This window comes from Saccharothrix saharensis (genome assembly GCF_006716745.1).
Classification (GTDB): domain Bacteria; phylum Actinomycetota; class Actinomycetes; order Mycobacteriales; family Pseudonocardiaceae; genus Actinosynnema; species Actinosynnema saharense.
Genome location: NZ_VFPP01000001.1, coordinates 3,595,374 through 3,617,349 on the forward strand (window position 1 = coordinate 3,595,374; position 21,976 = coordinate 3,617,349).

Annotated in this window: 29 protein-coding genes; 10 read left to right on the plus strand and 19 right to left on the minus strand. The window is 71.8% G+C overall.

The window, feature by feature from the left end; genetic code table 11:
* Positions 1-172: 172 nt before the first annotated feature.
* Complete coding sequence (locus FHX81_RS15315) at positions 173-724, minus strand: TetR/AcrR family transcriptional regulator (RefSeq protein WP_141978809.1); 552 nt, start codon at positions 722-724, stop codon at positions 173-175.
* Positions 725-738: 14 nt separating this feature from the next.
* Between FHX81_RS15315 and FHX81_RS15320 the strand changes: the two genes are divergently transcribed.
* Together FHX81_RS15320 and FHX81_RS15325 are read left to right on the plus strand one after the other, a co-directional pair.
* Positions 739-1,182, plus strand: coding sequence for an SRPBCC family protein (locus FHX81_RS15320; RefSeq protein WP_246107828.1), 444 nt, complete (start codon positions 739-741; stop codon positions 1,180-1,182).
* 68 nt (positions 1,183-1,250) lie between these two features.
* Positions 1,251-1,871 (plus strand): DedA family protein, encoded by a 621-nt coding sequence (locus tag FHX81_RS15325; protein WP_141978810.1) that lies wholly within the window; start codon positions 1,251-1,253, stop codon positions 1,869-1,871.
* Here the strand turns inward: FHX81_RS15325 and FHX81_RS15330 are convergent.
* Positions 1,856-2,494 carry a response regulator transcription factor gene (locus FHX81_RS15330; RefSeq protein WP_141978811.1) on the minus strand — a complete coding sequence of 213 codons (639 nt, stop codon included), beginning with the start codon at positions 2,492-2,494 and terminating at the stop codon, positions 1,856-1,858. The two genes, FHX81_RS15325 and FHX81_RS15330, sit on opposite strands and share 16 nt — an antisense overlap.
* A complete protein-coding gene (locus tag FHX81_RS15335) occupies positions 2,485-3,558 on the minus strand; it encodes a sensor histidine kinase (protein ID WP_246107829.1) in 1,074 nt (357 codons plus the stop codon). The genes FHX81_RS15330 and FHX81_RS15335 overlap by 10 nt, the downstream gene beginning before the upstream one ends.
* Positions 3,559-3,625: 67 nt before the next feature.
* Between FHX81_RS15335 and FHX81_RS15340 the strand changes: the two genes are divergently transcribed.
* The gene (locus FHX81_RS15340) at positions 3,626-4,957 is read left to right on the plus strand and encodes a styrene monooxygenase/indole monooxygenase family protein (protein WP_141978813.1); all 1,332 of its coding nucleotides are present in this window, start codon (positions 3,626-3,628) and stop codon (positions 4,955-4,957) included.
* Here the strand turns inward: FHX81_RS15340 and FHX81_RS15345 are convergent.
* Positions 4,923-5,963 (minus strand): FAD-dependent oxidoreductase, encoded by a 1,041-nt coding sequence (locus tag FHX81_RS15345; protein ID WP_141978814.1) that lies wholly within the window; start codon positions 5,961-5,963, stop codon positions 4,923-4,925. The two genes, FHX81_RS15340 and FHX81_RS15345, sit on opposite strands and share 35 nt — an antisense overlap.
* Positions 5,964-6,057: 94 nt before the next feature.
* Here FHX81_RS15345 and FHX81_RS15350 point away from each other — a divergent pair, with 94 nt between their 5' ends.
* The 3 genes from FHX81_RS15350 to bcp all read left to right on the plus strand — a co-directional run bounded on the left by FHX81_RS15350 (position 6,058) and on the right by bcp (position 8,410).
* Positions 6,058-7,101 (plus strand): LLM class flavin-dependent oxidoreductase, encoded by a 1,044-nt coding sequence (locus FHX81_RS15350; protein WP_141978815.1) that lies wholly within the window; start codon positions 6,058-6,060, stop codon positions 7,099-7,101.
* A gap of 285 nt (positions 7,102-7,386) precedes the next feature.
* Positions 7,387-7,917, plus strand: a complete 531-nt coding sequence (locus tag FHX81_RS15355; RefSeq protein ID WP_141978816.1) for a hypothetical protein — start codon at positions 7,387-7,389, stop codon at positions 7,915-7,917.
* Positions 7,918-7,936: 19 nt separating this feature from the next.
* Positions 7,937-8,410: a thioredoxin-dependent thiol peroxidase gene (gene bcp / locus FHX81_RS15360; RefSeq protein WP_141978817.1), complete on the plus strand. Its 474-nt coding sequence runs from the start codon at positions 7,937-7,939 to the stop codon at positions 8,408-8,410.
* Positions 8,411-8,454: 44 nt separating this feature from the next.
* Here the strand turns inward: bcp and rdgB are convergent, their stop codons facing one another.
* Both rdgB and rph read right to left on the minus strand, forming a co-directional pair.
* Positions 8,455-9,057, minus strand: a complete 603-nt coding sequence (rdgB, locus tag FHX81_RS15365; RefSeq protein ID WP_141978818.1) for an RdgB/HAM1 family non-canonical purine NTP pyrophosphatase — start codon at positions 9,055-9,057, stop codon at positions 8,455-8,457.
* Positions 9,054-9,818 (minus strand): ribonuclease PH, encoded by a 765-nt coding sequence (rph, locus tag FHX81_RS15370; protein WP_141978819.1) that lies wholly within the window; start codon positions 9,816-9,818, stop codon positions 9,054-9,056. The genes rdgB and rph overlap by 4 nt, the downstream gene beginning before the upstream one ends.
* A 54-nt stretch (positions 9,819-9,872) precedes the next feature.
* On the opposite strand from rph, the gene FHX81_RS15375 reads away from it, so the two are divergent.
* The gene (locus FHX81_RS15375; RefSeq protein ID WP_141978820.1) at positions 9,873-10,391 is read left to right on the plus strand and encodes a DUF2231 domain-containing protein; all 519 of its coding nucleotides are present in this window, start codon (positions 9,873-9,875) and stop codon (positions 10,389-10,391) included.
* A gap of 203 nt (positions 10,392-10,594) precedes the next feature.
* Here the strand turns inward: FHX81_RS15375 and FHX81_RS15380 are convergent, their stop codons facing one another.
* The 5 genes from FHX81_RS15380 to FHX81_RS15400 are packed head-to-tail and all read right to left on the minus strand — an operon-like array spanning position 10,595 to position 13,795.
* On the minus strand, positions 10,595-10,993 hold the full coding sequence (locus FHX81_RS15380) for an OsmC family protein (protein ID WP_246107830.1): 399 nt from the start codon (positions 10,991-10,993) through the stop codon (positions 10,595-10,597).
* Between the two features lie 10 nt (positions 10,994-11,003).
* Positions 11,004-11,507: a hemerythrin domain-containing protein gene (locus FHX81_RS15385; RefSeq protein ID WP_141978822.1), complete on the minus strand. Its 504-nt coding sequence runs from the start codon at positions 11,505-11,507 to the stop codon at positions 11,004-11,006.
* Entirely contained in the window at positions 11,497-12,309 is an 813-nt protein-coding gene (locus FHX81_RS15390) for an MBL fold metallo-hydrolase (protein WP_141978823.1), read from the minus strand. Before FHX81_RS15390 ends, FHX81_RS15385 begins: the two co-directional genes overlap by 11 nt.
* Positions 12,310-12,326: 17 nt before the next feature.
* On the minus strand, positions 12,327-13,124 hold the full coding sequence (gene murI, locus FHX81_RS15395) for a glutamate racemase (RefSeq protein WP_141978824.1): 798 nt from the start codon (positions 13,122-13,124) through the stop codon (positions 12,327-12,329).
* A complete protein-coding gene (locus FHX81_RS15400; RefSeq protein WP_425473823.1) occupies positions 13,121-13,795 on the minus strand; it encodes a rhomboid family intramembrane serine protease in 675 nt (224 codons plus the stop codon). Before FHX81_RS15400 ends, murI begins: the two co-directional genes overlap by 4 nt.
* Positions 13,796-13,883: 88 nt before the next feature.
* On the opposite strand from FHX81_RS15400, the gene FHX81_RS15405 reads away from it, so the two are divergent.
* Positions 13,884-14,729 (plus strand): SMP-30/gluconolactonase/LRE family protein, encoded by an 846-nt coding sequence (locus tag FHX81_RS15405; RefSeq protein ID WP_342787202.1) that lies wholly within the window; start codon positions 13,884-13,886, stop codon positions 14,727-14,729.
* Here the strand turns inward: FHX81_RS15405 and FHX81_RS15410 are convergent.
* On the minus strand, positions 14,726-15,496 hold the full coding sequence (locus FHX81_RS15410) for an MBL fold metallo-hydrolase (protein WP_141978826.1): 771 nt from the start codon (positions 15,494-15,496) through the stop codon (positions 14,726-14,728). The genes FHX81_RS15405 and FHX81_RS15410 overlap by 4 nt on opposite strands.
* A 421-nt stretch (positions 15,497-15,917) precedes the next feature.
* On the opposite strand from FHX81_RS15410, the gene FHX81_RS41290 reads away from it, so the two are divergent.
* Positions 15,918-16,601: a polysaccharide deacetylase family protein gene (locus FHX81_RS41290; protein WP_211363489.1), complete on the plus strand. Its 684-nt coding sequence runs from the start codon at positions 15,918-15,920 to the stop codon at positions 16,599-16,601.
* Entirely contained in the window at positions 16,598-17,902 is a 1,305-nt protein-coding gene (locus tag FHX81_RS41295; protein WP_246107831.1) for an extracellular catalytic domain type 1 short-chain-length polyhydroxyalkanoate depolymerase, read from the plus strand. Before FHX81_RS41290 ends, FHX81_RS41295 begins: the two co-directional genes overlap by 4 nt.
* A 50-nt stretch (positions 17,903-17,952) precedes the next feature.
* Here the strand turns inward: FHX81_RS41295 and FHX81_RS15420 are convergent, their stop codons facing one another.
* The 7 genes from FHX81_RS15420 to clpS form a co-directional block, all read right to left on the minus strand.
* Positions 17,953-18,903: a PLP-dependent cysteine synthase family protein gene (locus FHX81_RS15420; protein ID WP_141978828.1), complete on the minus strand. Its 951-nt coding sequence runs from the start codon at positions 18,901-18,903 to the stop codon at positions 17,953-17,955.
* A 22-nt stretch (positions 18,904-18,925) separates the two neighbouring features.
* On the minus strand, positions 18,926-19,198 hold the full coding sequence (locus FHX81_RS15425; protein ID WP_106615251.1) for a MoaD/ThiS family protein: 273 nt from the start codon (positions 19,196-19,198) through the stop codon (positions 18,926-18,928).
* 73 nt (positions 19,199-19,271) lie between these two features.
* Entirely contained in the window at positions 19,272-19,727 is a 456-nt protein-coding gene (locus FHX81_RS15430) for a M67 family metallopeptidase (protein WP_141978829.1), read from the minus strand.
* Between the two features lie 51 nt (positions 19,728-19,778).
* Entirely contained in the window at positions 19,779-20,303 is a 525-nt protein-coding gene (locus tag FHX81_RS15435; RefSeq protein ID WP_170232063.1) for a DUF2231 domain-containing protein, read from the minus strand.
* A 123-nt stretch (positions 20,304-20,426) separates the two neighbouring features.
* Positions 20,427-21,065, minus strand: coding sequence for a peptidase S58, DmpA (locus FHX81_RS15440; protein WP_211363490.1), 639 nt, complete (start codon positions 21,063-21,065; stop codon positions 20,427-20,429).
* On the minus strand, positions 21,065-21,622 hold the full coding sequence (locus FHX81_RS15445) for a DUF2017 domain-containing protein (protein ID WP_211363491.1): 558 nt from the start codon (positions 21,620-21,622) through the stop codon (positions 21,065-21,067). Before FHX81_RS15445 ends, FHX81_RS15440 begins: the two co-directional genes overlap by 1 nt.
* Complete coding sequence (clpS, locus tag FHX81_RS15450; RefSeq protein WP_141978832.1) at positions 21,619-21,918, minus strand: ATP-dependent Clp protease adapter ClpS; 300 nt, start codon at positions 21,916-21,918, stop codon at positions 21,619-21,621. The genes FHX81_RS15445 and clpS overlap by 4 nt, the downstream gene beginning before the upstream one ends.
* Between the last annotated feature and the right edge of the window lie 58 nt (positions 21,919-21,976).

Here is a 21,976-nt window from a genome sequence, read left to right on the forward strand (position 1 = left end):
GAACGCTCAGGTCCCGAGAGTCCTACGTTCGCGACCCCTGAATTCAACGCTCAGGACGGCCCCGCGACGTTCCGAGCGTTGAACTCAGGGGTCCTGAACGTAGGACTCTCGGGACCTGGAGGTTCGACACTCGGGGCCTGGAGGTTCGACACTCGGGACCTGGAGGTTCGACTCACGGGGTGGTCAGGGCGATGAACTCGTCCATGGCGGCGTTGACGGCGGCCAGGTCGTCGGTGGCGATCAGGTCCAGCAGGAGGCCGCGGGCGACGGCCAGACCAAGGCGGGCACGCGCCGCGGCGACGGCGGGCGGGTGGCCGAGGGCGCGCTGGACGGCGGCCACCGGTTCCAGCCAGTCGGTGACGATGCCGTCCAACAGCGGCGTCACGCCGGGACGGCCCTGGGCGGCCTGGGCGTAGAGCTCGAAGAACAGGCGTTCGTGGGCGCGCAGGGCAGGGTCGGTGAGCGTGCGCCAGAACGCGCGGGCGGCCTCGGCCGGGTCGTCGGTCGGCAGGGACGCCAGCACGGCCCGCTGCTTCGCCTCGACCGCCCGCACGACCTCCACCAGCAGACCCTCCATCGAGCCGAAGTGGTAGATCAGCATCCGGTGGCTCGTGCCCACCGCCTCGGCCAGCCCGCGCAGGCTCACGTCCGCCAAGCCGTGCGACGCCAGGTGCTCGACGACCGCGGTGAGCAGGCGCTGACGTGCGGCCCCTTGTTCCGTCATGTACCAAATGGTACATGTACCACATGGTACAACGAGTGGACGTGCGGGTCCGCAGTGAAGCACCCCCGGAACGGGTTTACCGCCTGGTCGCGGACGGTTCGACGTGGCCGAGCTGGTCGCCGGTCGTGCGGTACGAGCGGGAACGGGCCGGTGACGCGAATGGGGTCGGCGAAGTGCGGGTATTCCACAACCAAGGCCGCAAGGCGCTGACGAGGGAGGAGGTCGTCGAACTGACGCCGAACCGGCGGGTGGGCTACACCCTGCTCTCGGGTCTCGCCATCAGGGACTACCGGGCGTTCATCGACCTCACGCCGGACGGCGACGGGACCGCGATCCGCTGGCACTCGTCGTTCGAGCCGAAGGCGCGGGGGACGGGGTGGCTCTACCGCCTGGTGCTCCAAGCCGTGATCTCGCGTTACGCCAAGGGCTTGGCCGCGCACGCCGCGGTGGGGAACTGAGGTTTTCCACACCCGGGTGTGCGGCAGGCTTCATGGCGACGGCATCGGCGCGTTCGTAACTTGGCATCATGGACGTCGTCTCGTGGGTCACCGACATGATGGAAGCGCTCGGCGCGCCCGGCGCCGGGATCGCGATCGCGCTGGAGAACCTGTTCCCGCCCCTGCCCAGCGAGCTGTTCCTGCCCCTGGCGGGCTTCACCGCGAGCCAGGGCAAGATGAACCTGCTCGCCGCGATCCTGTGGACCACCACCGGGTCGGTCGCCGGCGCGCTCGCGCTGTACTACCTCGGCGCACTGCTCGGTCGTGACCGGATCAGGGCCATCGCCCAACGCCTGCCGCTGGTCGACGTGTCCGATGTGGACCGCACCGAGCAGTGGTTCGCCCGGCACGGCAAGGCGACGGTGTTCTTCGGCCGCATGGTGCCGATCTTCCGCAGCCTCATCTCCATCCCCGCGGGCGTCGAGCGCATGCCCCTGCCCAGCTTCCTGCTGCTCACCGCGGCCGGCAGCCTGATCTGGAACTCCGCGCTCATCCTCGCCGGGTACGTGCTGGGCGAGAACTACCACCTGATCGACCAGTACATGGGCGTCGTGTCGAAGGTCGTGATCGGCCTGGTCGTGGTGGCTGTCGCGTGGTTCGTCGTGTCACGCCTGTCCCGGCAGAAGAAGAAGGCTCAGACCCGCAAGTAGCGCAGGATCGCCAGCACGCGCCGACTGTAGCCGTCCACATCGGACAGGCCGAGCTTGTCGAAGATCGAGTTGATGTGCTTCTCCACCGCGCTGCGCGACACGTGCAGGCGGGACCCGATGGCGTTGTTCGTGTGCCCCTCGGCCATGAGCCCCAGCACCTGGCGCTCCCGCTCGGTCAGCACGTCCAGCGGGTGGCTCGTGCGGGCCAGCAGCCGCCGCACCACCTCCGGGTCGAACGCCACGTCGCCCGCGCCGACCCGGCGCAACGCGTCGAGGAACTCCTCCACCTGCACGACGCGGTCCTTGAGCAGGTAGCCCACGCCGTCGGCGTGCTCGGTGAGCAGGTCGACGGCGTAGCGCTGCTCGACGTACTGCGACAGCACCAGCACACCGACACCGGGGAACCGCCGGCGGATCTCCAACGCGGCCTTCAGGCCCTCGTCGGAGTTCGTCGGCGGCATCCGCACGTCGGTCACCACGACGTCCGGCACGTGCGCCGCCACAGCACTGACCAGCGCTTCCGCGTCACCGACGGCGGCGAGCACGTCGTGCCCCTCCTCGACGAGCAGCCGCACGAGCCCTTCGCGCAGCAACGTCGAGTCCTCGGCCAGGATCACCCGCACGGCACCTCCGCGGTGATCACCGTCGGGCCGCCGGCCGGGCTGGTCACGTCGAACGCGCCGTCCAGCGCGAGCACCCGCCGGGACAGCCCGGCCAGCCCACCGCCCGCCGGGTCGGCTCCCCCGACGCCGTCGTCCGCGATCCGCACCCGCACCGCGCCCTCCTCCTCGGTGACGTCCACGCCGATCATGGTCGCACCCGAGTGCTTGGCCGCGTTGGTCACCGCCTCGCACACCACGAAGTACACGGCCGTCTCCACCTGCGGTGCGGCGGTCAGGGGCGCGCACCGGATGCGCACGGGGATCGCGGACCGGTCCGCCACCGCTTCCAGCGCCTCGACCAGCCCCGACGAGTCCAGCGCCGCCGGGTAGACCCGCCAGGCCACCTCGCGCAGGTCCTCCAGCACGTGCCGGGACTCCTCGTGCGCCTGGGCCAGCAGGGCGTCGGCGTGGTCGGGGTTGCGGCGGGCGCGGCCGAGCAGCATGCCCAGCGCGACCAGCCGCTGCTGCACGCCGTCGTGCAAGTCGCGCTCGATGCGCCGCCGCTCGGCGTCCACCGCCGCCACGATGCCCGCCCGGCTCGCGGCCAGCTCGTCGATGCGCAGGCGCAGCAGCTCGGCCTCGCTCGGGCCGAGCCACCGCCGGGCGACCTTGCCCTCCAGCGCGACGACGCCGATGATGCCCTGCACCTCGATGTAGAGCAGGACCACGCCGATCGCCCCGGTCCACAGGAAGGCCGCCCAGCCGTCCGAGGGGTCCAGGCCGCTGCGCGGACCGCCCATGACCAACCGGTACGCCACGATCACGGCCATCGCCAGCCCGTAGAACAGCCAGGCCAGCACGAACCCGCCGAACAGCCCGACCGCCGACCGCACGGCCAGGTAGCGCACCGCCTGCTCCCGGGTCGGCTCGGCGCTGTCGATGCCGAGGAACGCCCGCAGCCGCCGCCGTTCCAACCCGGCCACGGCCACTGCCGCCTTCCGGGTGAACACCACGACGAACAGATCGACCAGCGCTGTTGCGAAGCCGAGCAACAACCCGGCAACGACGCGCAACCCCCTGTGCACCTCGCCGAGGCTAGTAGACCCGATTGAGCTATTGGCCTGCGCACAGCGGCTGCCGAGGATCTCTGGTGTGGGCACAATCGCGGTCATCGGCGCAGGTCAGGCGGGCCTCGTGTTGTCGGCGGCGCTCTTGCGCGCCGGATGGCGGGTCACCCTCTACTCCGACCGGACGGCGGACGACCACCTCGACGACCGCGGCCGGCCGACCGCCTGCCTGTTCGGCGACCAGGTCGAGTACGAGGCCGACCTGGGCCTGTCCCTCTGGCCCGAGGCGTCCCGGGTGCGGCGCATCCACCTCGACCTGTTCACGGACGACCGCTCGTTGGCGTTCTCCGTCGACGCGCCGCTGCGCAAGCCCGCGCTGGCCGTGGACCAGCGGTTGAAGTTCTCCGCCGGGCTGCGGGAGGTGGAGCGGCGGGGTGCGTCGGTGGTGATCGGCACGGTCGGCGTGGACGACTTGGACCGGTTGGCGGCGTCGCACGACCTGGTCGTCGTCACGGCCGGGCACAAGTCGCTGACCGGCCTGTTCGAACGCGACCCGGTCAGGTCGGTGCACTCGGAGCCGCAGCGCAGCCTGTTCATGGTCAACATCCACGGCTACGACATGGCCGCGCGGCCCGAGCACCGGGAGGGGGTGTTCTCGTTCTTGCCGGGCACGCTGGAGGTGTTCTGGATCCCGTTCTTCGACAAGGACGTCGGCGAGTCGCGCAGCATCGTGGTGGAGGCGACTCCGGGTGGCCGCGGCGACCGGTTCGGCGACGTGACCTCGGCCGACGAGGGGCTGGAGGTGCTGAAGTCCGTGGTGGACGACCTGTTCCCGCACGAGTCGGAGTTCCTGCGGCCCGCGCGCGCCACCAGCCCGGTGACGTGGATCAAGGGCCAGATCGTGCCGGTGGTGCGCAAGCCGGTGGCCGTGCTGCCGTCCGGCCGACACGTGCTGGGCCTCGGCGACGCCGTCGTGCTCAACGACCCGCTGGCGGGCCAGGGCGCGAACAACGCCACCCGGATGGCGCGGTTCTTCGCCGAGGAGCTGGCCGCGCACGAGGGGCCGTTCACCGCGGCGTGGCTGACCGAGCGGTTCGACGAGTGGTGGGAGCGCGGCTGCTACACCAGCGACTTCTCCAACGGCCTGCTCGCGCCGCTCAACGACGAGCAGAAGACCGTGATGCTGGCCGCGTCACGCCGGGAGGACATCGGCGAGCAGCTGTGGGAGGGGTTCAACGACCCGTCCTCGCTGTTCCCCTGGTTCTTCGACGCGGCGGCCACCCGCGAGTTCCTGGCCCGGCGCAACGTGGGCAGGCTGGACCTGCTGCGCTACAAGCTGGGCGTCGGCGCGAACCTGCTCGGCCAGAAGGCGTCGCGCCTGTTCAGGCGGCCTCTCGGCGGGACAGCGACGCCTTGATCTCCCGCGCCGCCGCACGGCCCGCCCTGGTGGCGCCGACCGTGCTGGCCGACGGCCCGTAGCCGACGAGGTGCACGCGCGGGTCCGCCACGACCCTGGTGCCGTCGAGCCCGATGCCACCGCCGGGCCCGCGCAGGCGCAGCGGTGCGAGGTGGTCGAGGGCGGCGCGGAACCCGGTCGCCCACAGGATGGCGTCGACGTGCTCGTGCGTGCCGTCGGGCCAGACCACGCCGTCCTCGGTGATCCGCTCGAACACCGGCCGCCGGTCCAGCACGCCGGTCCGGAGGGCGTCGCGGACGGCCGGGGTGAGGTTCAGCCCGGTCACGCTGACCACGCTGCGGGGCGGCAACCCCTGCCGGACCCGTTCGTCGACCTTGGCGACCACGGCACGGCCCAGTTCCGGCGTGAACGGCTCGTCGAAGAACTCCGGCTCCCGGCGCGTCGCCCAGGTGGTGCGGGCGGCGTACCGGTCGATCTCCAGCAACTGCTGCACCGCGGACGTGCCGCCACCGACCACCACCACGTGCTGCCCGGTGAACTCCTCGGGACCCCGGTACTGCGAGGAGTGCAGCTGACGGCCCCGGAACAGCTCCTGACCGGGGTAGCGGGGCCAGAACGGGCGGGTCCACGTGCCGGTGGCGTTGACCAGCGCGCGGGTCTCCCAGGCGCCGTGGTCGGTCTCGACGCGCAGCAGCCCGCCGTGGTCGCGGACGGCGTGCACGCGTACCGGCCGCCGCACGTCGAGGCCGTTGCGGCGTTCGAAGTCGGCGAAGTACGCGGGCAGCACCTCGTTGGCGGGCGCGGTCGGGTCCGGCTCGGCGAACGGCATGCCCGGCAGGTCGTGGATGCCGTGCACGGTCGCCATCCGCAGCGTCGGCCAGCGGTGCCGCCACGCGCCGCCCGGACCCCCGTCGGCGTCCAGCACGACGTGGTCGAGGTTCGCGCGCTTGAGGAAGTAGGCCGCGGACAACCCCGCCTGACCTGCACCGACGACCACGACGTCCATGTCATGGACAACGCCGGCGCACGGCCGGGCGCTTCCCGGTGTCGCGACCGTCACACCAGGAAGGCTTTCGAGGTCTTCGGCGTTGGTCGAAGGCATGAGTCGACTTCACGACGTGCCGCTGTCCGCCCTCGACCTCGCCACGGTCACCACGGCGACGGACGCGCGCACGGCGCTGAGGCACACGCGTGAGCTGGCCCAGCACGTCGAACGGCTCGGCTTCACCCGGTTCTGGCTGGCCGAGCACCACAACATGCCCGGTGTCGCCAGCTCCTCCCCCGCGATCCTCATCGGCCACGTCGCCGACGCCACCACCACGCTGCGCGTCGGCTCGGGCGGCGTGATGCTGCCCAACCACCCGCCGCTGGTCGTGGCCGAGCAGTTCGGCACGCTGTCCGCCCTGCACCCCGGCCGCATCGACCTGGGCATCGGCCGCGCGCCCGGCACGGACCAGCGCACCGCCCGCGCGTTGCGCCGGACCACCGGCCCTCTCTCGGTGGACGACTTCCCGCAGCAGCTCAGCGAGCTGACCGGGTACTTCAACGGCACCGAGGAGCTCAACGCGATGCCCGCCGAGGGCAACAAGCCGGACCTGTTCCTGCTCGGGTCGAGCGGGTACAGCGCGCAGGTCGCGGGGCTGCTCGGGCTGCCGTTCGCGTTCGCCCACCACTTCAGCGCGGAGAACACGCTGCCCGCGCTGGCGCTGTACCGCGAGCGGTTCCGGCCCTCCGAGCGGCTCGCGGAGCCGTACGCGCTGGTCTGCGCCTCGGTGGTGGTGGCCGACACCGACGAGCAGGCGCTGCACATCGCCGGTCCCGGCGCGCTCGCGTTCGTCAAGCTGCGCAGCGGGCGGCCCGGTCCGCTGGCCACGTCCCAGGAGGCCGCCGACTACCCGTACACCGACGTCGAGCGGCTGATCTTCGAGGACCGGCTCGCGTCGCAGGTCATCGGCTCGCCGCGGACGGTCGCGGCGGAGCTGGAGCGGCTGCTGGAGGACACGGTGGCCGACGAGCTGATGGTCACCACGATGGTGGCCGAGCAGTCCGACCGGCTCCGGTCTTACGAGCTGCTGGCCGAACTCGCGGGACGTTCGCCCGTCCAGGGTTCGTCCGAACGGGTGAAGACTGAAGTAGAGGTGTAGCGATTCGGCCACGGGCCGCGATGATCGTAGTGGAGCGCGCACGCCCCCCGACGCGCTCCCCAACTTCCGGGCGATCCGCTCGCCCGGTGCTCGGCCGCCGACCCGCGTGGGCGCCTGCCAGGTGTGGTGCCGCCCACGCGGGCAGCCGTGCGTCATCACGGGTTGGCCACAGGCAGGCACCAGGTGCGAATCAAGGGCCTGGTTCGGCCACCGAGCACCCCCCGGCACCGTCATGGTGGTGGCAGTCGCAGTCAAGCCCACCGCCGGGGCGGGAAGGGGAGGTTCGTGAAGTTCGCCAGACTGGCCGTCGGCGTGTGCCTCGGCCTGGCAATGGCGGGATGTGCGGACCCCTCCGACATTTCCACGCCCCCCGGGCCGTCCGCGGTGGCCGAGCAGCGCGGTGACGCGCCGTCGTCGGCCGGGTCCACCGCCTTCGGCACGCAGCGCGTGTGGGGCAACGGCATGGCCGTGACCGTGCAGCCGCCCACGTCGCTCAAGCCGAGCGACACATCGTTCCCGCAGTCGCCGCGCACCGCCGTGTTCACCCTGACGGTGGTCAACGGCACCAAGACCGCCTACCGCACCAGCCAGCTGTCGCTGCGTGCGTTCGTCGACGGCGCGCCGGTCGCCGAGGTGCGCGACTCCGTGCAGGGGCTCAACGGCGTCGGCGCGGGGGTCACCGAGGTGGCACCCGGCGCGGAGACCGTGCTGACGGTGGCGTTCGCCGTGCCCGCCGAGCCCGTGCGGCTGCGGTTGGTGGTCGAGCCGAACGGTGCCAACCAGGAGCCCAGCGCGACGTTCGAGGGCGTGGCCTGACCTTGTAGCGTCTGGGGCCATGACCGAGCAGAAGCGCCTGTCCCCGGGCGACCAGGCCCCGGCGTTCACGCTGCCCGACAGCGAGGGCAAGCCCGTCTCGCTTTCCGACTACCTCGGCCGCTCCGTGGTCGTCTACTTCTACCCGGCCGCGGGCACGCCGGGCTGCACCAAGCAGGCGTGCGACTTCCGCGACAGCATCGGCGACCTGGCGACGTCGGGCTACGACGTCGTCGGCATCTCGCCGGACAAGCCGGAGAAGCTGGCCGCGTTCGCCGCCGCGGAAGGCCTGAACTTCCCGCTGCTGTCCGACGTGGACCGCAAGGTGCTGGCCGAGTGGGGCGCGTTCGGGGAGAAGCAGAACTACGGCCGGACCGTCCTGGGCGTGATCCGCTCGACGTTCCTGGTCGACCCCGAGGGCAAGGTCAAGAAGGCCATGTACAACGTCCGCGCCACCGGCCACGTGGCCAAGCTGCTGCGCGAACTGCCCGCCTGATCCCGACGGAGTGGCCCGCCGTGCGGTGCGCGGCGGGCTCCTGGCTACTTCGCCAGCTCGCGCAGGTGCGGGAGGAGCAGGCGCAGGGCGCGGCCGCGGTGGGAGAGGGCGTCCTTCTCGTCCGGGGTCAGTTCGGCGGACGTCACGTCGTGGCCTTCGGGGCGGAAGATCGGGTCGTAGCCGAAGCCGTTCCCGCCGGCCGGTTCGCGGGTGATCGTGCCGCGCCACTCGCCGCGCACGACGGTCTCCGCGTCGGGGCCCGCCACGAACGCGGCCGTGCAGACGAAGGCCGCGCCGCGGCGCTCGTCCGGGACGTCGCGCAGTTGGCCCAAGACCAGGTCGAGGTTGGCCTGGTCGTCGCCGTGCCGGCCGGACCAGCGGGCCGAGAGGACGCCCGGCATGCCGTTGAGGGCGTCGATGGCGATGCCGGAGTCGTCCGCGACCGACGGCAGGCCGGTGGCGTTGAACGCGTCACGGGCCTTGGCCAGGGCGTTGCCCTCGAACGTCGGGTCGGTCTCCGGCGCCTCCGGGAACTCCGGCACGTCGTCCAGGCCGACGACCTCGATCCCCGCCAGCCCCTCGGCCAGCAGGATGCGGCGCAGTTCGCCGAGCTTCTTCTTGTTCCGCGACGCGAGCAGCAGCTTCACTTCTTCTTCACCTTCGGCTCGGGCAGCACACCGGGGTACGGCAGGGCCAGCGCCTCCGCCTGGATGCGGTTGAGCTGCGCGCAGCCCTCCAGGGCCAGGTCGAGCATCTTGTCCAAGGTGGACCGAGCGAACGTCGCGCCCTCGCCCGTGCCCTGCACCTCGATCAGCGTGCCGGCGTCCGTGGCGACGACGTTCATGTCGACCTCGGCGCGCGAGTCCTCTTCGTACGGCAGGTCCAGGCGCACGCGGCCGTCCACGACGCCGACCGACACCGCCGACACGGCGCACGAGAGCGGCTGGGGGTCGGCCAGGCGGCCGGCGGCACCCAGGTAGGTGACGGCGTCGGCCAGGGCGACGTACGCGCCGGTGATGGCGGCGGTGCGGGTGCCGCCGTCGGCCTGGATCACGTCGCAGTCGATCACGATCGTGTTCTCGCCCAGCGCGGCCAGGTCGATGCACGCGCGCAGCGAACGCCCGATCAGGCGGCTGATCTCGTGGGTGCGCCCCCCGATCCGGCCCTTCACCGACTCACGGTCGCTGCGCGTGTGGGTGGCGGAGGGGAGCATCGCGTATTCGGCGGTCACCCAGCCGAGGCCCGAACCGGACCGCCACCGCGGCACGCCCTCGGTCACGCTGGCCGCGCACAGCACCCGCGTGTTGCCGAACTCGATCAGCACCGACCCCGCGGGCCACTGCTGGAAGCCGCGGGTGATCCGGATGTCGCGCAGCACGTCGTCGTTCCTGCCATCGGTCCTCAGCACGGCACTACCCTATGTCGCTGAACCCGGGAGCGACCCACCGGCGTAGGGAGAGGCATGGCACTCGCGAACGACCTGGTGACGATCTTCGGTCTCCCCGCGCACCCGCTGCTGGTCCACGCGGTGGTGGTGCTGCTCCCGATGGCCGCGGCGGGTGCGGCGGCGATGGCCGTGGTGCCGCGGTGGCGGCAGCGGTACGCGTGGCCGTTGTTGGGCGTGACGCTGCTGGGTGTCGGCTCGGTGCCGTTGGCCCAGTGGGCGGGTGACCAGCTCTACGTGCACTTCGAGTCGTTGGGCAACCCGTTGATCCAGCGGCACAGGGACCTGGGCAACGACCTGCTGCCGTTCGCGCTGGGTTTCGGCGTGGTCGTGGTGGCGCTGCTGGTCGCGGGCCGCCTGGCCGACCGCGAGCGGGCCGCCGCCGCCGAGGACCCGGCCGTGCCGAAGACCTGGCGCCGCATCGCCGTCGTCGTCGCCGTGCTGGTGATCGCCGCGGGCGCCGCCGCCACCGTGCAGACGGTCCGCATCGGCCACAGCGGCTCCACCGCCGTCTGGGACGGCATCGGCACCTCCTGACCCCCGCGAGTGTCGAACACCCAGGTCCCGAGTGTCGAACACCCAGGACCCGAGTGTCGAACGCTCCGGACCCCCGAATTCAACGCTCAGGCACCGCGGCGACGTGGTCGCGCGGTCGCGAATGGCGAACTCGGGGGTCCGGGGCGTTCGACACACCCGACCTGGAGGTTCGACACTCGGGACCTGAGGGTTCGACACTCGGGTCAGGTGGGGAGGGTCAGGGGGGTGGGAGGTGCGGACTTCAGGGTGCGGGTGACGGTGCACAGCTGGTCGATGGCGCGGCGGATGGCGGTTTCCAGGGCGGCGCGCTCGGTGTCGTCCAACGTGGAGACGTCGTAGTCGAGGGCGACCGGGACGCTGGTCAGCGAGTGGCCGTCCGCGGAGCGCACGTCGTCCGCACGGGCCACCAGGTCGCCGTCCACGCGGCGGGTGATCAGCGTCTCCGCCGTCACGGCCGCGCAGCCGGCCGCCGCCGCGAGCAGCAGCTCCACCGGCGTGAACGCGCCCTCCGCCCCCTTGCGCCCGACGCGCACCGAAGCGCCCCGGTCGTTCGTGGCCACGAAATCGTGCTGTCCGACCCGGCGCACCTCGACGTTCGACACGTCATCGACGTTAGTCGATCCGGTCCTCCGTGGCTGCCGCGATCTTGCGCACATAGCCGATGTCGCCGCAATCGTCGTCCAACCGGCTCTGCCGGATCTCGGTGAACAGCCGGCCCAGCTCCTCCCGCCGCTCGTCGGACACCTCCTGCCGCGCGTCGTTGAGGATCGTGCGCTCCTCCTCGTCCACGTGGTGGTTGAGCGCCTCGACCAGCTCCTCCAGCTTGCTCTCCCACTCCTCGGAGCTCGTGTCCTCGACCTCCATCAACGCCAGCAGCGCCTGGTGGCCCTCGGCGTGCTCCTCCGCCCCGTGGTCGACCTCGTCGTTGTCGACCTCCTTGTACCGCTTGAGCGCCGGGTACACCTCGGTCTCCTCGGCCTCGGCGTGCGCGACGAGCAGCGCCGCCAGTTCGCTCAACGCCATCGCGCGGTCGGACTCGCGGTCGCGCAACGTGCGGAACAGCTCCTCGAACCTGCGGTGGTCGGCCAGGATCAGCTCGACGACATCAGTTGCCATGGCCGCCGATTACCCGGACCTTCGAGCCGTCAACCGCGTACGTGTCGCCCTGGGCGACCACCTCCACCGGTCCGGCGAACTCACCCCGCGCCTCGGCCAGCACGGCGTCGCGATCGGTCCACGGCGCGATGTGCGTGAGCAGCAGCCGCCCCGCACCCGCCTGCGCCGCCACCCGCCCCGCCTGCACACCGGACAGGTGCGTGCCGGCCGGCCGGTCCTCGGTGTGCGTCCACGTCGCCTCGGACAGCAGCACGTCCACGTCGCGCGCCAGGTCGAGCAACGCCTCGCACGGCCCGGTGTCACCGGTGTAGGCCAACGTCGCGGTCTTGGTCGCGATGCGGAACCCGTACGCCTCGGTGGGGTGGTCGACCCGGACCGCCGTGATCTCGAACGGACCGACGCGCGTCACCGCGCCCTCAGTGAGGGTGTGGAACTCGAACACGTCGCTCAGGTCCGTGGTGAGCAGTTCGTCGGCGGTCTCGGCGTACGCGCGGGCGAAGCGGTCGGCGGTCTCGGCGGGCCCGTGCACGGGCAGCCGGCGTTCACGGGTGTCGTACGGCGGGTGGGTGTGGTAGCGGCGGATGACCGCCAGGGTGGTGAAGTCGGCGCAGTGGTCCGGGTGCAGGTGGGAGAACAGCAGGGCGTCCAACGAGAACGCGTCGTGACGCGCCTGCAACGCCGCCAGGACACCGCTGCCCAGTTCGATCGCGAGCCGGCAGCCCTCCGCCTCGACGAGGTAGCCGGATGCGGGTCCGTGCGGTCCCGGCAGGCTGCCCGAGCAGCCGAGGATGGTCAACAGCACCCACGGAGCGTGCCAGGTCAGCCGTGGGCTTGGAAGGTCGCGCTTTCCAACCCGGGCAGGAATCGGTGCGCCAACCGGGTGAACGGCTCCACCGGCCCGGTGCAACTGAACCGCTGGTCGGGGTCGCCGGCGCGGAACAGGTCGTGCTCGGTCAGCACCCGCACGACGTCCTTCACGGTCTCCTCCGCGCTGGAGACGAGCGTCACGCCGTCGCCCATGACGATCTGCAGCACGCCGGTCAGCAACGGGTAGTGCGTGCAGCCCAGGACGAGCGTGTCGACCTCGGCCCGCTGCAACGGTTCCAGGTACGCCTGCGCCAGGCCGAGGACCTGCCGGCCGGAGGTGGTGCCGCGTTCCACGAAGTCCACGAACCTCGGGCACGCGACCGCGGTGACCTCGATGTCCCGTGCGGCGGCGAACGCGTCCTGGTACGCGCCTGACGCGATCGTGCCCACCGTGCCGATGACGCCGACGCGGCCCGTCCGGGTGGTGGCGACGGCGCGCCTCACGGCCGGCAGCACCACCTCGATCACCGGGATGTCGTAACGCTCACGCGCGTCGCGCAGGCACGCCGCGGAGGCCGTGTTGCACGCGATGACCAGCAGCTTGGCCCCGTCGGCGACCTGCCGGTCCATCACCTCCAGCGCGAACTTCCGCGCTTGGGCGATCGGCAGCGGTCCGTACGGGCAGTTGACCGTGTCGCCCACGTAGCGGATCCGCTCGGCCGGCAACTGGTCCATGATCGCCCGTGCGACGGTCAGCCCGCCCACGCCGGAGTCGAAGATCGCGATGGGCGAATCGGCGGTGGCGGTCACGCTCCCAGCGTAGTCGCGGCGCCCTTCCTGGCATCCCGGGCAACGCCCCAGGCCGCGAGGACGCCGCCGAGCGCGCCGAACAGGTGGCCTTCCCAGGAGATGCCGGGCTGGCCGGGCAGCACGCCCCACAGCGCCGCGCCGTAGAGCGCGAAGACCACCACGGCCAGCACGATCTGCAGCACGCTGCGCGCGAAGACCCCGCGCACCAGCAGGAACACCAGGAAGCCGAACACCAGGCCGGACGCGCCGATGTGGCTGCCGTACGAGCCGAAGAGCCACACGCCGAGCCCGCTGGTCAGCCAGATGACCGCGGTGACCTGGAGGAACTGCTTGATCCCGCCGGACGTGGCCAGGTAGGACAGCACGAGCAGCGGCACGGCGTTGCCGGTCAGGTGGGTCCAGTCGCCGTGCAGCAGCGGGAACCACAGGATGTTGTCCCACTGGCTGAAATCACGCGGGATCACCCCGTCGTCGTCGAGCCTGCCGCCCAGCACGGTGTCGATCGCCTCGACCACGTAGAGCAGTCCGACGAAGCCGAGCACGACCACGGCCGACAGCACGGGTCGCGGCGGCACGACGCGCTTGGCCAACGGCTTGGGCCGCTTGGCCGGTGTCGGCGCGGCGGCCACCGGGTCGGGCGTCGGAGGCGTGAAGGGGCCGGTGGGGTCCACGTCACCAGGCTACGCGGGGAACAGGTGTTCAGCGGCGGACTTCCGCGTCTTCACCGTGGGCCGCGGGGCGTCGCCGTAGGCTGTGCCGGTGTCGATCGAAGTGGCGGTGCGGGCCGAAGCGGAACTGGGTGAGGCCCCCACGTGGGACCACGCCAGCGGAACGCTGCTCTGGGTGGACGTCCTCGGCAGCGAGGTGCACCGGTACAGCCCGTCGCGCGACGACGACGCCGTCCTCGAAGTGCCGCAGCACGTGGGCGCGGCCAAGCCGCGGTCCAGGGGCGGCCTGGTGCTGAACCTGCGCGACGGCGTGGCGCTGATCGACCGGGACGGGGTCAAGACGTGGCTCGTCTACTGGGCCCGCGACGGCGTGCGGGGCAACGACGCCGCGGTCGACCCGGCGGGCCGGCTGTGGGCGGGCACGATGCGCTACGACGAGGACCCGGGCGGCTGGCTGGCCCGCGTGGAGCCCAGCGGTGACGCGAAGGTCGTGCTGGACAAGGTGAGCGTCAGCAACGGCATCGGCTGGAGCCCGGACAGCAGGCTCATGTACTACGTCGACTCGGCGGAGCGGCGGATCGACGTGCTCGACTACGACCGCGAGACCGGTGAGGCGACGAACCGGCGTCCGCTGGCGGACGTGCCGCGCGGGCTGCCCGACGGCCTCACCGTGGACGCGGCCGGCGCGATCTGGGTCGCGCTGTGGGGCGGCGCGGCGCTGCACCGGTACACGCCGGACGGCGCGCTGGACCGCGAGATCGAGCTGCCGGTCGGTCAGCCGACGGCGTGCTGCTTCGGCGGCGCGGACTTCACCGACCTCTACGTGACGACCGCGCGGGTCGGGCTGGGCGAGGGCGCGTCGAGCGAGCTGGCCGGGTCGGTCCTGGTGCTGCCGGGCGTCGGCGAGGGCCTGCCGTCCACCGCGTTCGCGGGCTAGACCGCGTAGGTCGCGCCGGGGGTGGCCAGCGTGACGGGACCGGGGAACGCCTCGGCCGCGTCGCGCAGCACCCCGTCGCGGTCCGACCACGGCAGCACGTGGGTCAGCACCAGCCGGCCGACGCCGGCCGACCTGGCCACCTCGCCCGCCTCCCGGCCGCTCATGTGCAGGTAGTTGGCCCGGCCGGCCTGCGCGCGCCACGCCGAGTCGGCCAGCAGCAGGTCCGCGCCCTCGGCCAGCCGCACCAGCTCCGGGCACGGCACGGTGTCGCCGGTGAACACCAGCGACACGCCCCCGTGCGAGATGCGGAACCCGTAGGCCTCGCAGATGTGCCGCATCGCGGCCACCTCGACGTCCACCGGACCGACGGCGTAGTGGCCGGGCACGAGGGGCACGAAGTCGAACGTGTCGGTCAGGTCCGTGGTCGCCAGCTCGGCGCGGCTCGCGGCGTGCGCGTTGGCCAGCCGGGACGGTGCGTGCGCCGGCGCGAACACCGGCAACCGGCGCGCGCGGACGTCGTAGGGCGGCTCGGGGTGCTCGCGCCGGTAGACGGTGAGCGAGCCGAAGTCCGCGCAGTGGTCGAGGTGCAGGTGCGACAGCAGCACGGCGTCGAGGTCGAACGGGTCGCACAGGCGCGTGAGCGGGCCGAACACGCCGCTGCCCAGCTCCAGCACGATCCGCGCGCCGCCCGCCTCCACCAGGTACCCGGAGGTCGGCAGATCGGGCCCCGGCGCACTGCCCGCACACCCGAGCACCGTCAATTGCATGAGCTAAACGATAGCATCCCGACCGATCGCAAAAATGCGGGAAGACCGGCCGTTCCACTGTTTGCAATAGGGCTCCACACAGGTTCACTCGAATGCATCAACCGAGGTGAGCGAGTTGTCGGAGCCTGCGGCTTTCCGAAGGACGGACAGTAACGCCGCATTTACCGGCGGCCCGGAAAACGCCTTGCCGGGTACCTGCCGGGAATGGGCCCACAAGGCCGCCGGACGGTATTCGGCACCACCGTGGCGCGGTCGGCCGAAACTTTCCGCGGCCGAGGGACGCGACCAAACGGGCGCATCGGGCGTTGCCGCAGCTCACCACGCCATTTGAGACTCGCAACATTCACGAAACTCATTGTCCGCGACCGCGTCACAACACATAGTGACGACAACTCACGCCGTGATCCTCAAGGAGGAGGGAATGGTCTTGAGAACCCTGCTGGCCGTGGTGCTGCTGGTGGCCGCGCCGCTGATGTCCTCGACCGCCGCGAGCGCCGCGCCCGCCCCGAGAACCGGGCCGGTCGCGCTGGCGTGCAACGGTTACGTCGCGCTGACCTACGACGACGGCCCGAACGCGCAGTTCACCCGTCCCCTGATCAGCGCGCTGCGCTCGGCGGGCGCACGGGCCACGTTCTTCGACCTCGGCTCACGCGTGCAGCAGCAACCGCAGCTGACCCGCGAGACCGCGCAGGCGGGCATGTGGGTCGGCAACCACTCGTGGTCGCACCCGTACCTGACGAACCTCAGCGCCGCCGCCGTGGCCAAGGAGCTGGGCGACACGCAGAACGCGATCCGCAACGCCACCGGCCAGACGCCGACGCTGTTCCGCCCGCCGTACGGCGCGACGAACTCGACCGTGCAGACCGAGGCGCGCCGGCTCGGCCTGACCCAGGTCACCTGGTCGGTCGACACGCAGGACTGGAACGGCGCGTCCACCGACGCCATCGTGCGGGCCGCGACGGGCGCGAACGCGGGCGGCATCGTGCTCATGCACGCGAGCTACCAGAACACGGTCAACGCCGTGCCGCGGATCGTGCAGGGCCTGGCGGCCAAGAACCTGTGCCCCGGCCGCATCGACAACACCGGACGGGTGGTGGCGCCGTGAAGGTCCTCGGCGCGATCGTGACCTCACTGGCCGCCGCGGCGGCGTTCGTGCTGGCCTTCGTCGCCGCACCGTCGGCTTCGGCCGCCACGCTGACCGAGGTCACGGGCTTCGGCACGAACCCCAGCAACCTGCGCATGCACCTGTACGTGCCGGACCGGGTCCAGCCCCGGCCGGGCGTGCTGCTGGCCGTGCACTACTGCACCGGCACCGGTCCGGCGTTCTACTCGGGCACGGACTTCGCCCGGCTGGCCGACCAGTACGGCTTCATCGTGATCTACCCGTCGGCGACCCGCAGCGGTCAGTGCTTCGACGTGTCGAGCGCGCAGGCGCTGCGGCGGGACGGGGGCAGCGACCCGGTCGGGCTGATGTCGATGGTCCGGTACGTGCTCCAGCGCCACAACGGCGACACGAGCCGCGTGTTCGTCACCGGCGTCTCGTCCGGCGCGATGACCACGAACGTGATGCTGGCCGACTACCCGGACGTGTTCGCCGCGGGCGCGGCGTTCGCGGGCGTGCCCGCCGGCTGCTTCGCCACCACCGACGGCTCCGGCTGGAACAGCCAGTGCGCCAACGGTCAGATCCTGCGCACGCCCCAGGAGTGGGGCAACACCGCCCGCGGCATGTACCCCGGCTACAGCGGCGCGCGGCCGCGCGTGCAGATCTGGCACGGCACCGCCGACGACACGCTGCGGTACCCGAACTTCGGCGAGACGATCGACCAGTGGACCAACGTCCACGGCCTGTCGACCACGCCGACGTCCACCGACAGCCCGCAGTCCGGCTGGACGCGCACCCGTTACGGGGACAAGGTCGAGGCCATCTCCATGCAGGGCACCGGCCACAACCTGATGGGCGCGGGCATGGCGTTGCGCGCGATCCAGTTCTTCGGTCTGGACAAGCCCGGCGACACCACTACGACCACCACCACCACAACCACAACCACGACCACCACCACGACTACGACTACGACGACCCCGCCGCCCGGCGACTGCAAGGTCACCTACGGCGTCAACAGCTGGAACACCGGCCTGACCGCGAGCATCACCATCGCCAACACCTCCGCCAGCGCGATCAACGGCTGGCAGCTCGCGTTCACCCTGCCCGGCGGGCAGACCATCACCAGCGGGTGGAACGCCACCTACTCCCCCACCAGCGGCGCCGTCACGGCCCGCAACGCGTCCTACAACGGCGCGCTCGCCGCGGGCGCGTCCGTCGGCATCGGGTTCCAGGCGACCCACAGCGGCAACACCGGCAAGCCGACCTCGTTCACGCTCAACGGCGTCGCGTGCACGATCGGCTGAGATGAGAAGGGCCCCGCACATGCCCGCGGGGCCCTTCTCGCGTTCCGGGCTCAGGCCCAGAGGTGACCGTCCAGCCGCGCCGCGGCCTCGTCCAACGTGCCCGCGTACGCGCCGGTGGACAGGTACTTCCACCCCGCGTCCGCGACCACGAACGCCACGTCCGCGGACTCGCCGCGGGCCGCCGCCTTCTCCGCCGCGGCCAGCGCCGCGTGCAGGATCGCGCCGGTGGAGATGCCCGCGAAGATGCCCTCCACCTCCAGCAGCTGCCGGGTCCGGCGCAGCGCGTCGTACGAGCCGACCGAGTAGCGGCCGGTCAGCACCTCGGCGTCGTACAGCTCGGGCACGAAGCCCTCGTCGAGGTTGCGCAGCCCGTAGACCAGCTCGCCGTACCGCGGCTCGGCCGCGATGACCTGCACGTCCGGCTTCTGCTCGCGCAGGTACCGGCCGACGCCGACCAGCGTGCCCGTGGTGCCCAGACCCGCGACGAAGTGCGTGATCGTCGGTAGGTCCTTGAGGATCTCCGGCCCGGTGCCGTGGTAGTGCGCGCCGGGGTTCGCCGGGTTGCCGTACTGGTAGAGCATCACCCAGTCCGGGTTCTGCGCGGACAGCTCCTTGGCCAGCGCCACGGCCTGGTTCGAGCCGCCCGCCGCGGGCGAGAACACGATCCGCGCGCCGTAGGCCTGCAGCAGCTGCTTGCGCTCGGCGGAGGTGTTCTCCGGCATCACGCACACCAGGCCGTAGCCCTTGAGCTTGGCGGCCATGGCCAGGGCGATGCCGGTGTTGCCCGACGTCGGTTCGAGGATCGTGCAGCCCGGCGTGAGCACTCCGGTCCGCTCGGCCTCCTCGATCATCATCAGGACCGGCCGGTCCTTGATCGAGCCGGTCGGGTTGCGGTCCTCCAGCTTCGCCCACAGCCGCACGTCCTTCGACGGCGACAGCCGGGGCAGCCCCACCAGGGGCGTGCCGCCGACCGCGTCGAGCAGTGACTCGTACCGGGCCACGATGAGTCCTCCCGACTGGGGGTCAGCCGCCCGCGACGGCCGGGAGGATCGTCACGGTGTCGCCGTCCTTGACGGCCGCTTCGAGGCCGCCCGCGAACCGCACGTCCTCGTCGTTGACGTAGACGTTGACGAACCGGTGGAGCGCGCCTTCCTTGACCAGGCGCTGCTTCAGGCCACCGTGGTTGGTCTCCAGGTCGTCGATGACCTCCGCGAGCGTCGCGCCCGCGGCCTCGACGGACTTCTGCCCACCGGTGTGGGTGCGCAGGATCGTGGGGATGGAGACGGTGACGGCCATGCTGGTACCTCCGAGGAGCCGGGTTTGGTGAGAGTGGTGCCACGAGTGGTGCGCGAGGGCGCACCTGGAGGGCTCAGGGACAGTCGGGGGTGTCGTCGGCGCCGGTGTGGGCGAACATGTACGACTCCACGACCTCGACCGGCTCTTCGGTCACCACGCCGTCCACGATCCGGTAGGAGCGCAGCTCGTGCTGCTCCGGGTCCCGGGTGGAGATGAGCACGTAGTGCGCCTGCGGTTCGCTCGCGTAGGAGATGTCCGTGCGCGACGGGTAGGCCTCGGTCGCCGTGTGCGAGTGGTAGACGACGACCGTTTCCTCGTCGTTCGCGCTCATCTCGCGGTGGACGCGCAACTGCTCCATCGAGTCGAAGCGGTAGAACGTCGGCGAGCGCTCGGCGTTGTCCATCTCGATGAACCGCTCCGGGCGGTCGGAACCCTCCGGGCCCGCGATGATCCCGCACGCCTCGTCCGGGTGGTCGCGACGGGCGTGCGCCACCATCGCGTCGACGAGGTCACGGCGAATCACCAGCACGACACCATCCTACGTGGTGGGGGAAGGTGTCCCGGGGTGTGAGAACTCGCACTACACCGGTTCGCGCACGCCCCCGAGGGGCTTAGTGTCGGCCGGACGGACGCCCAGCAGGCCGCCCGCGCCGAGCGCGGCGAGTCCAAGGGCCGAGACGGCCCTGGCCACGACGCCGAAGCCGTGACCGCGCAGGCGGAAGGACGTGAGGTAGCACACGTTCGCGGCGGCGTTGGCCGCCAGTTGCACGAACGCCGTGCGCCGCTGCTTCTCGTCCAACGTGCCGTACTCGGCGAGCTCGGTGGCCAGCGCGGCGGGTGCGACGGCCAGCCCGGCCCCGATCACCGCCCGTGCCGCCTTCGCGCTGCCCGGCATGAGGTCCAACGCCGCCGACGCCGCGTACAGCCCGATGGGCAGCGCCACGACCGCCGGGTGCACCGGCCGGCCGAGCGCGCGTGCGCCGAGCAGGTCCGTCACCTCACGCCGCCGCAACGCCGCAGGCACCGCCTCCGCCAACGCCCCGGCCGCCTTGTCCACCGCCGGACTGGTCCGAACCCACGTGATCACCTTCTGCACACCGCCCATACCGCCCGGGTTACCCGCTCCCGCGTGTCGAACACTCCCGTCCCGCGTGTCGAACCTCCAGGTCCCGTGAGTCGAACGCTCAGGTCCCGCGTGTCGAACGCTCAGGACCTCCGAGTTCCACGTTCAGCTCAACCTGAGCGTTGAACTCTCGGTACCTGAGCGTTCGACACTCGGGCGCTGAGCGTTCGACACTCGGGCGCTGAGCGTTCGACACGCGTGGTGGAGGGCGGTGGTGGCGGTGGCGCAGAGGGTGGACAGGGGCGTGCCGGTCGGGGTGCCGGTGGCCACGGCGAAGACGGTGGCGGGCACCGTCACGCCGGTGCGGGCGAAGGCGTCGTGGGCGGACATCGCGACCCTTCGGCATTCCGCCGGGTCCAGGTCGGCGTCCACGACGACGAGCCCCGCGGCGGTCGAGCCGACCAGGGCCAGAGCGGGCACGTCGAGCGGCACGGCGGAGGTGCACACCGCGTAGCCGTCGGCCGGGGCCAGGCCCAGGGGCTCGGCGGCGGGGACGATCGGGACGACCTCGAACGGCTGCGGGCCGACGGCGAAGCCGTGGCCGCGTTCGGCCAGCCAGCGCACGACCCCGTCCACGGTCGACGGCCCGCCCAGCACCACGGCGTGCACCCGCCGCACCAGCGTCGACGGGTCCAGCAGGTCCAGTTCACGCGTGCCGACCGGCGCGCCCCGGACGTCGACCCCGGCCACCGCGCCCGCGGGCGCCAACAGCACCGCCGCGCCCGGAGCGCGCCCGACCAGCATCAGTTCATGACCGCTTCGACCAGCGTCTCCTGCACCCACGTCAACCAGTGGTACACGCCCAGGTGCGGCGACCGCGGGTCGTCCGGCGGCAGCTCGTCCGGCATGTCCTCCTGCACGTCCAACGCCGTCCCCAGCGCCAGCCGCACGTCGTTCAACGCCGACAGCCACGCCTCGGCCTGCTCCAGCGCCAGCCGCACCTCACCGCCGTCGGGCGGGCACGTCTGCAGCACCACGGCCGCCACCCCGGTCTTGAGGTCCAGCAGCTCGGGCTCGTGCAACGACCGCAGCGCGTTCGCCGAGTCCACCTCGGCCGGGTCGGGCGCGTCGGCGTCGAGCCGGTGGAAGTCGGGCAGCAGCCGACCCAGGATGGGGTCGTCGGGCGGCGTGGACGGGCCGGTGCGGATTCCGGTCAGCTCCGCCAGCTCGTCCTGCGGCGCCTCCTCGGCCCGGGCCAGCAGCATGTCCTGGATCTGGCTCACCAGGCCGCGCACCACGGCGGCTTCCTGCCGGTCGAACCGGCCGAGCACCTGGTCGCCGGTGCGTGTCCACTTCTTCACGACGAACGCTGCATGGTCGCCCAGAGCCCGGCCGCGTGCAGCTTGGCCACGTCGGCCTCCACCTTGTCCTTCGTCCCCGACGACACGATCGCCCTGCCCTTGTGGTGCACGTCCAGCATCAGCTTGGTCGCGTGGTCACGGCTGTAGCCGAACAGCTTCTGGAACACGTACGTCACGTAGGACATCAGGTTCACCGGGTCGTTCCAGACCAGGGTCTGCCACGGGCGGTCCTCCGCGCGGACCTCCTCGCCGGCCGGGTCAACCTGCGTCCGCTCATGCTCGACGGGCGTGGTCATACCGCCAATGGTGTCATGTTCCGCTGCGCGGTGGAGCCCGCAGGGGCCCGAGTTCGGA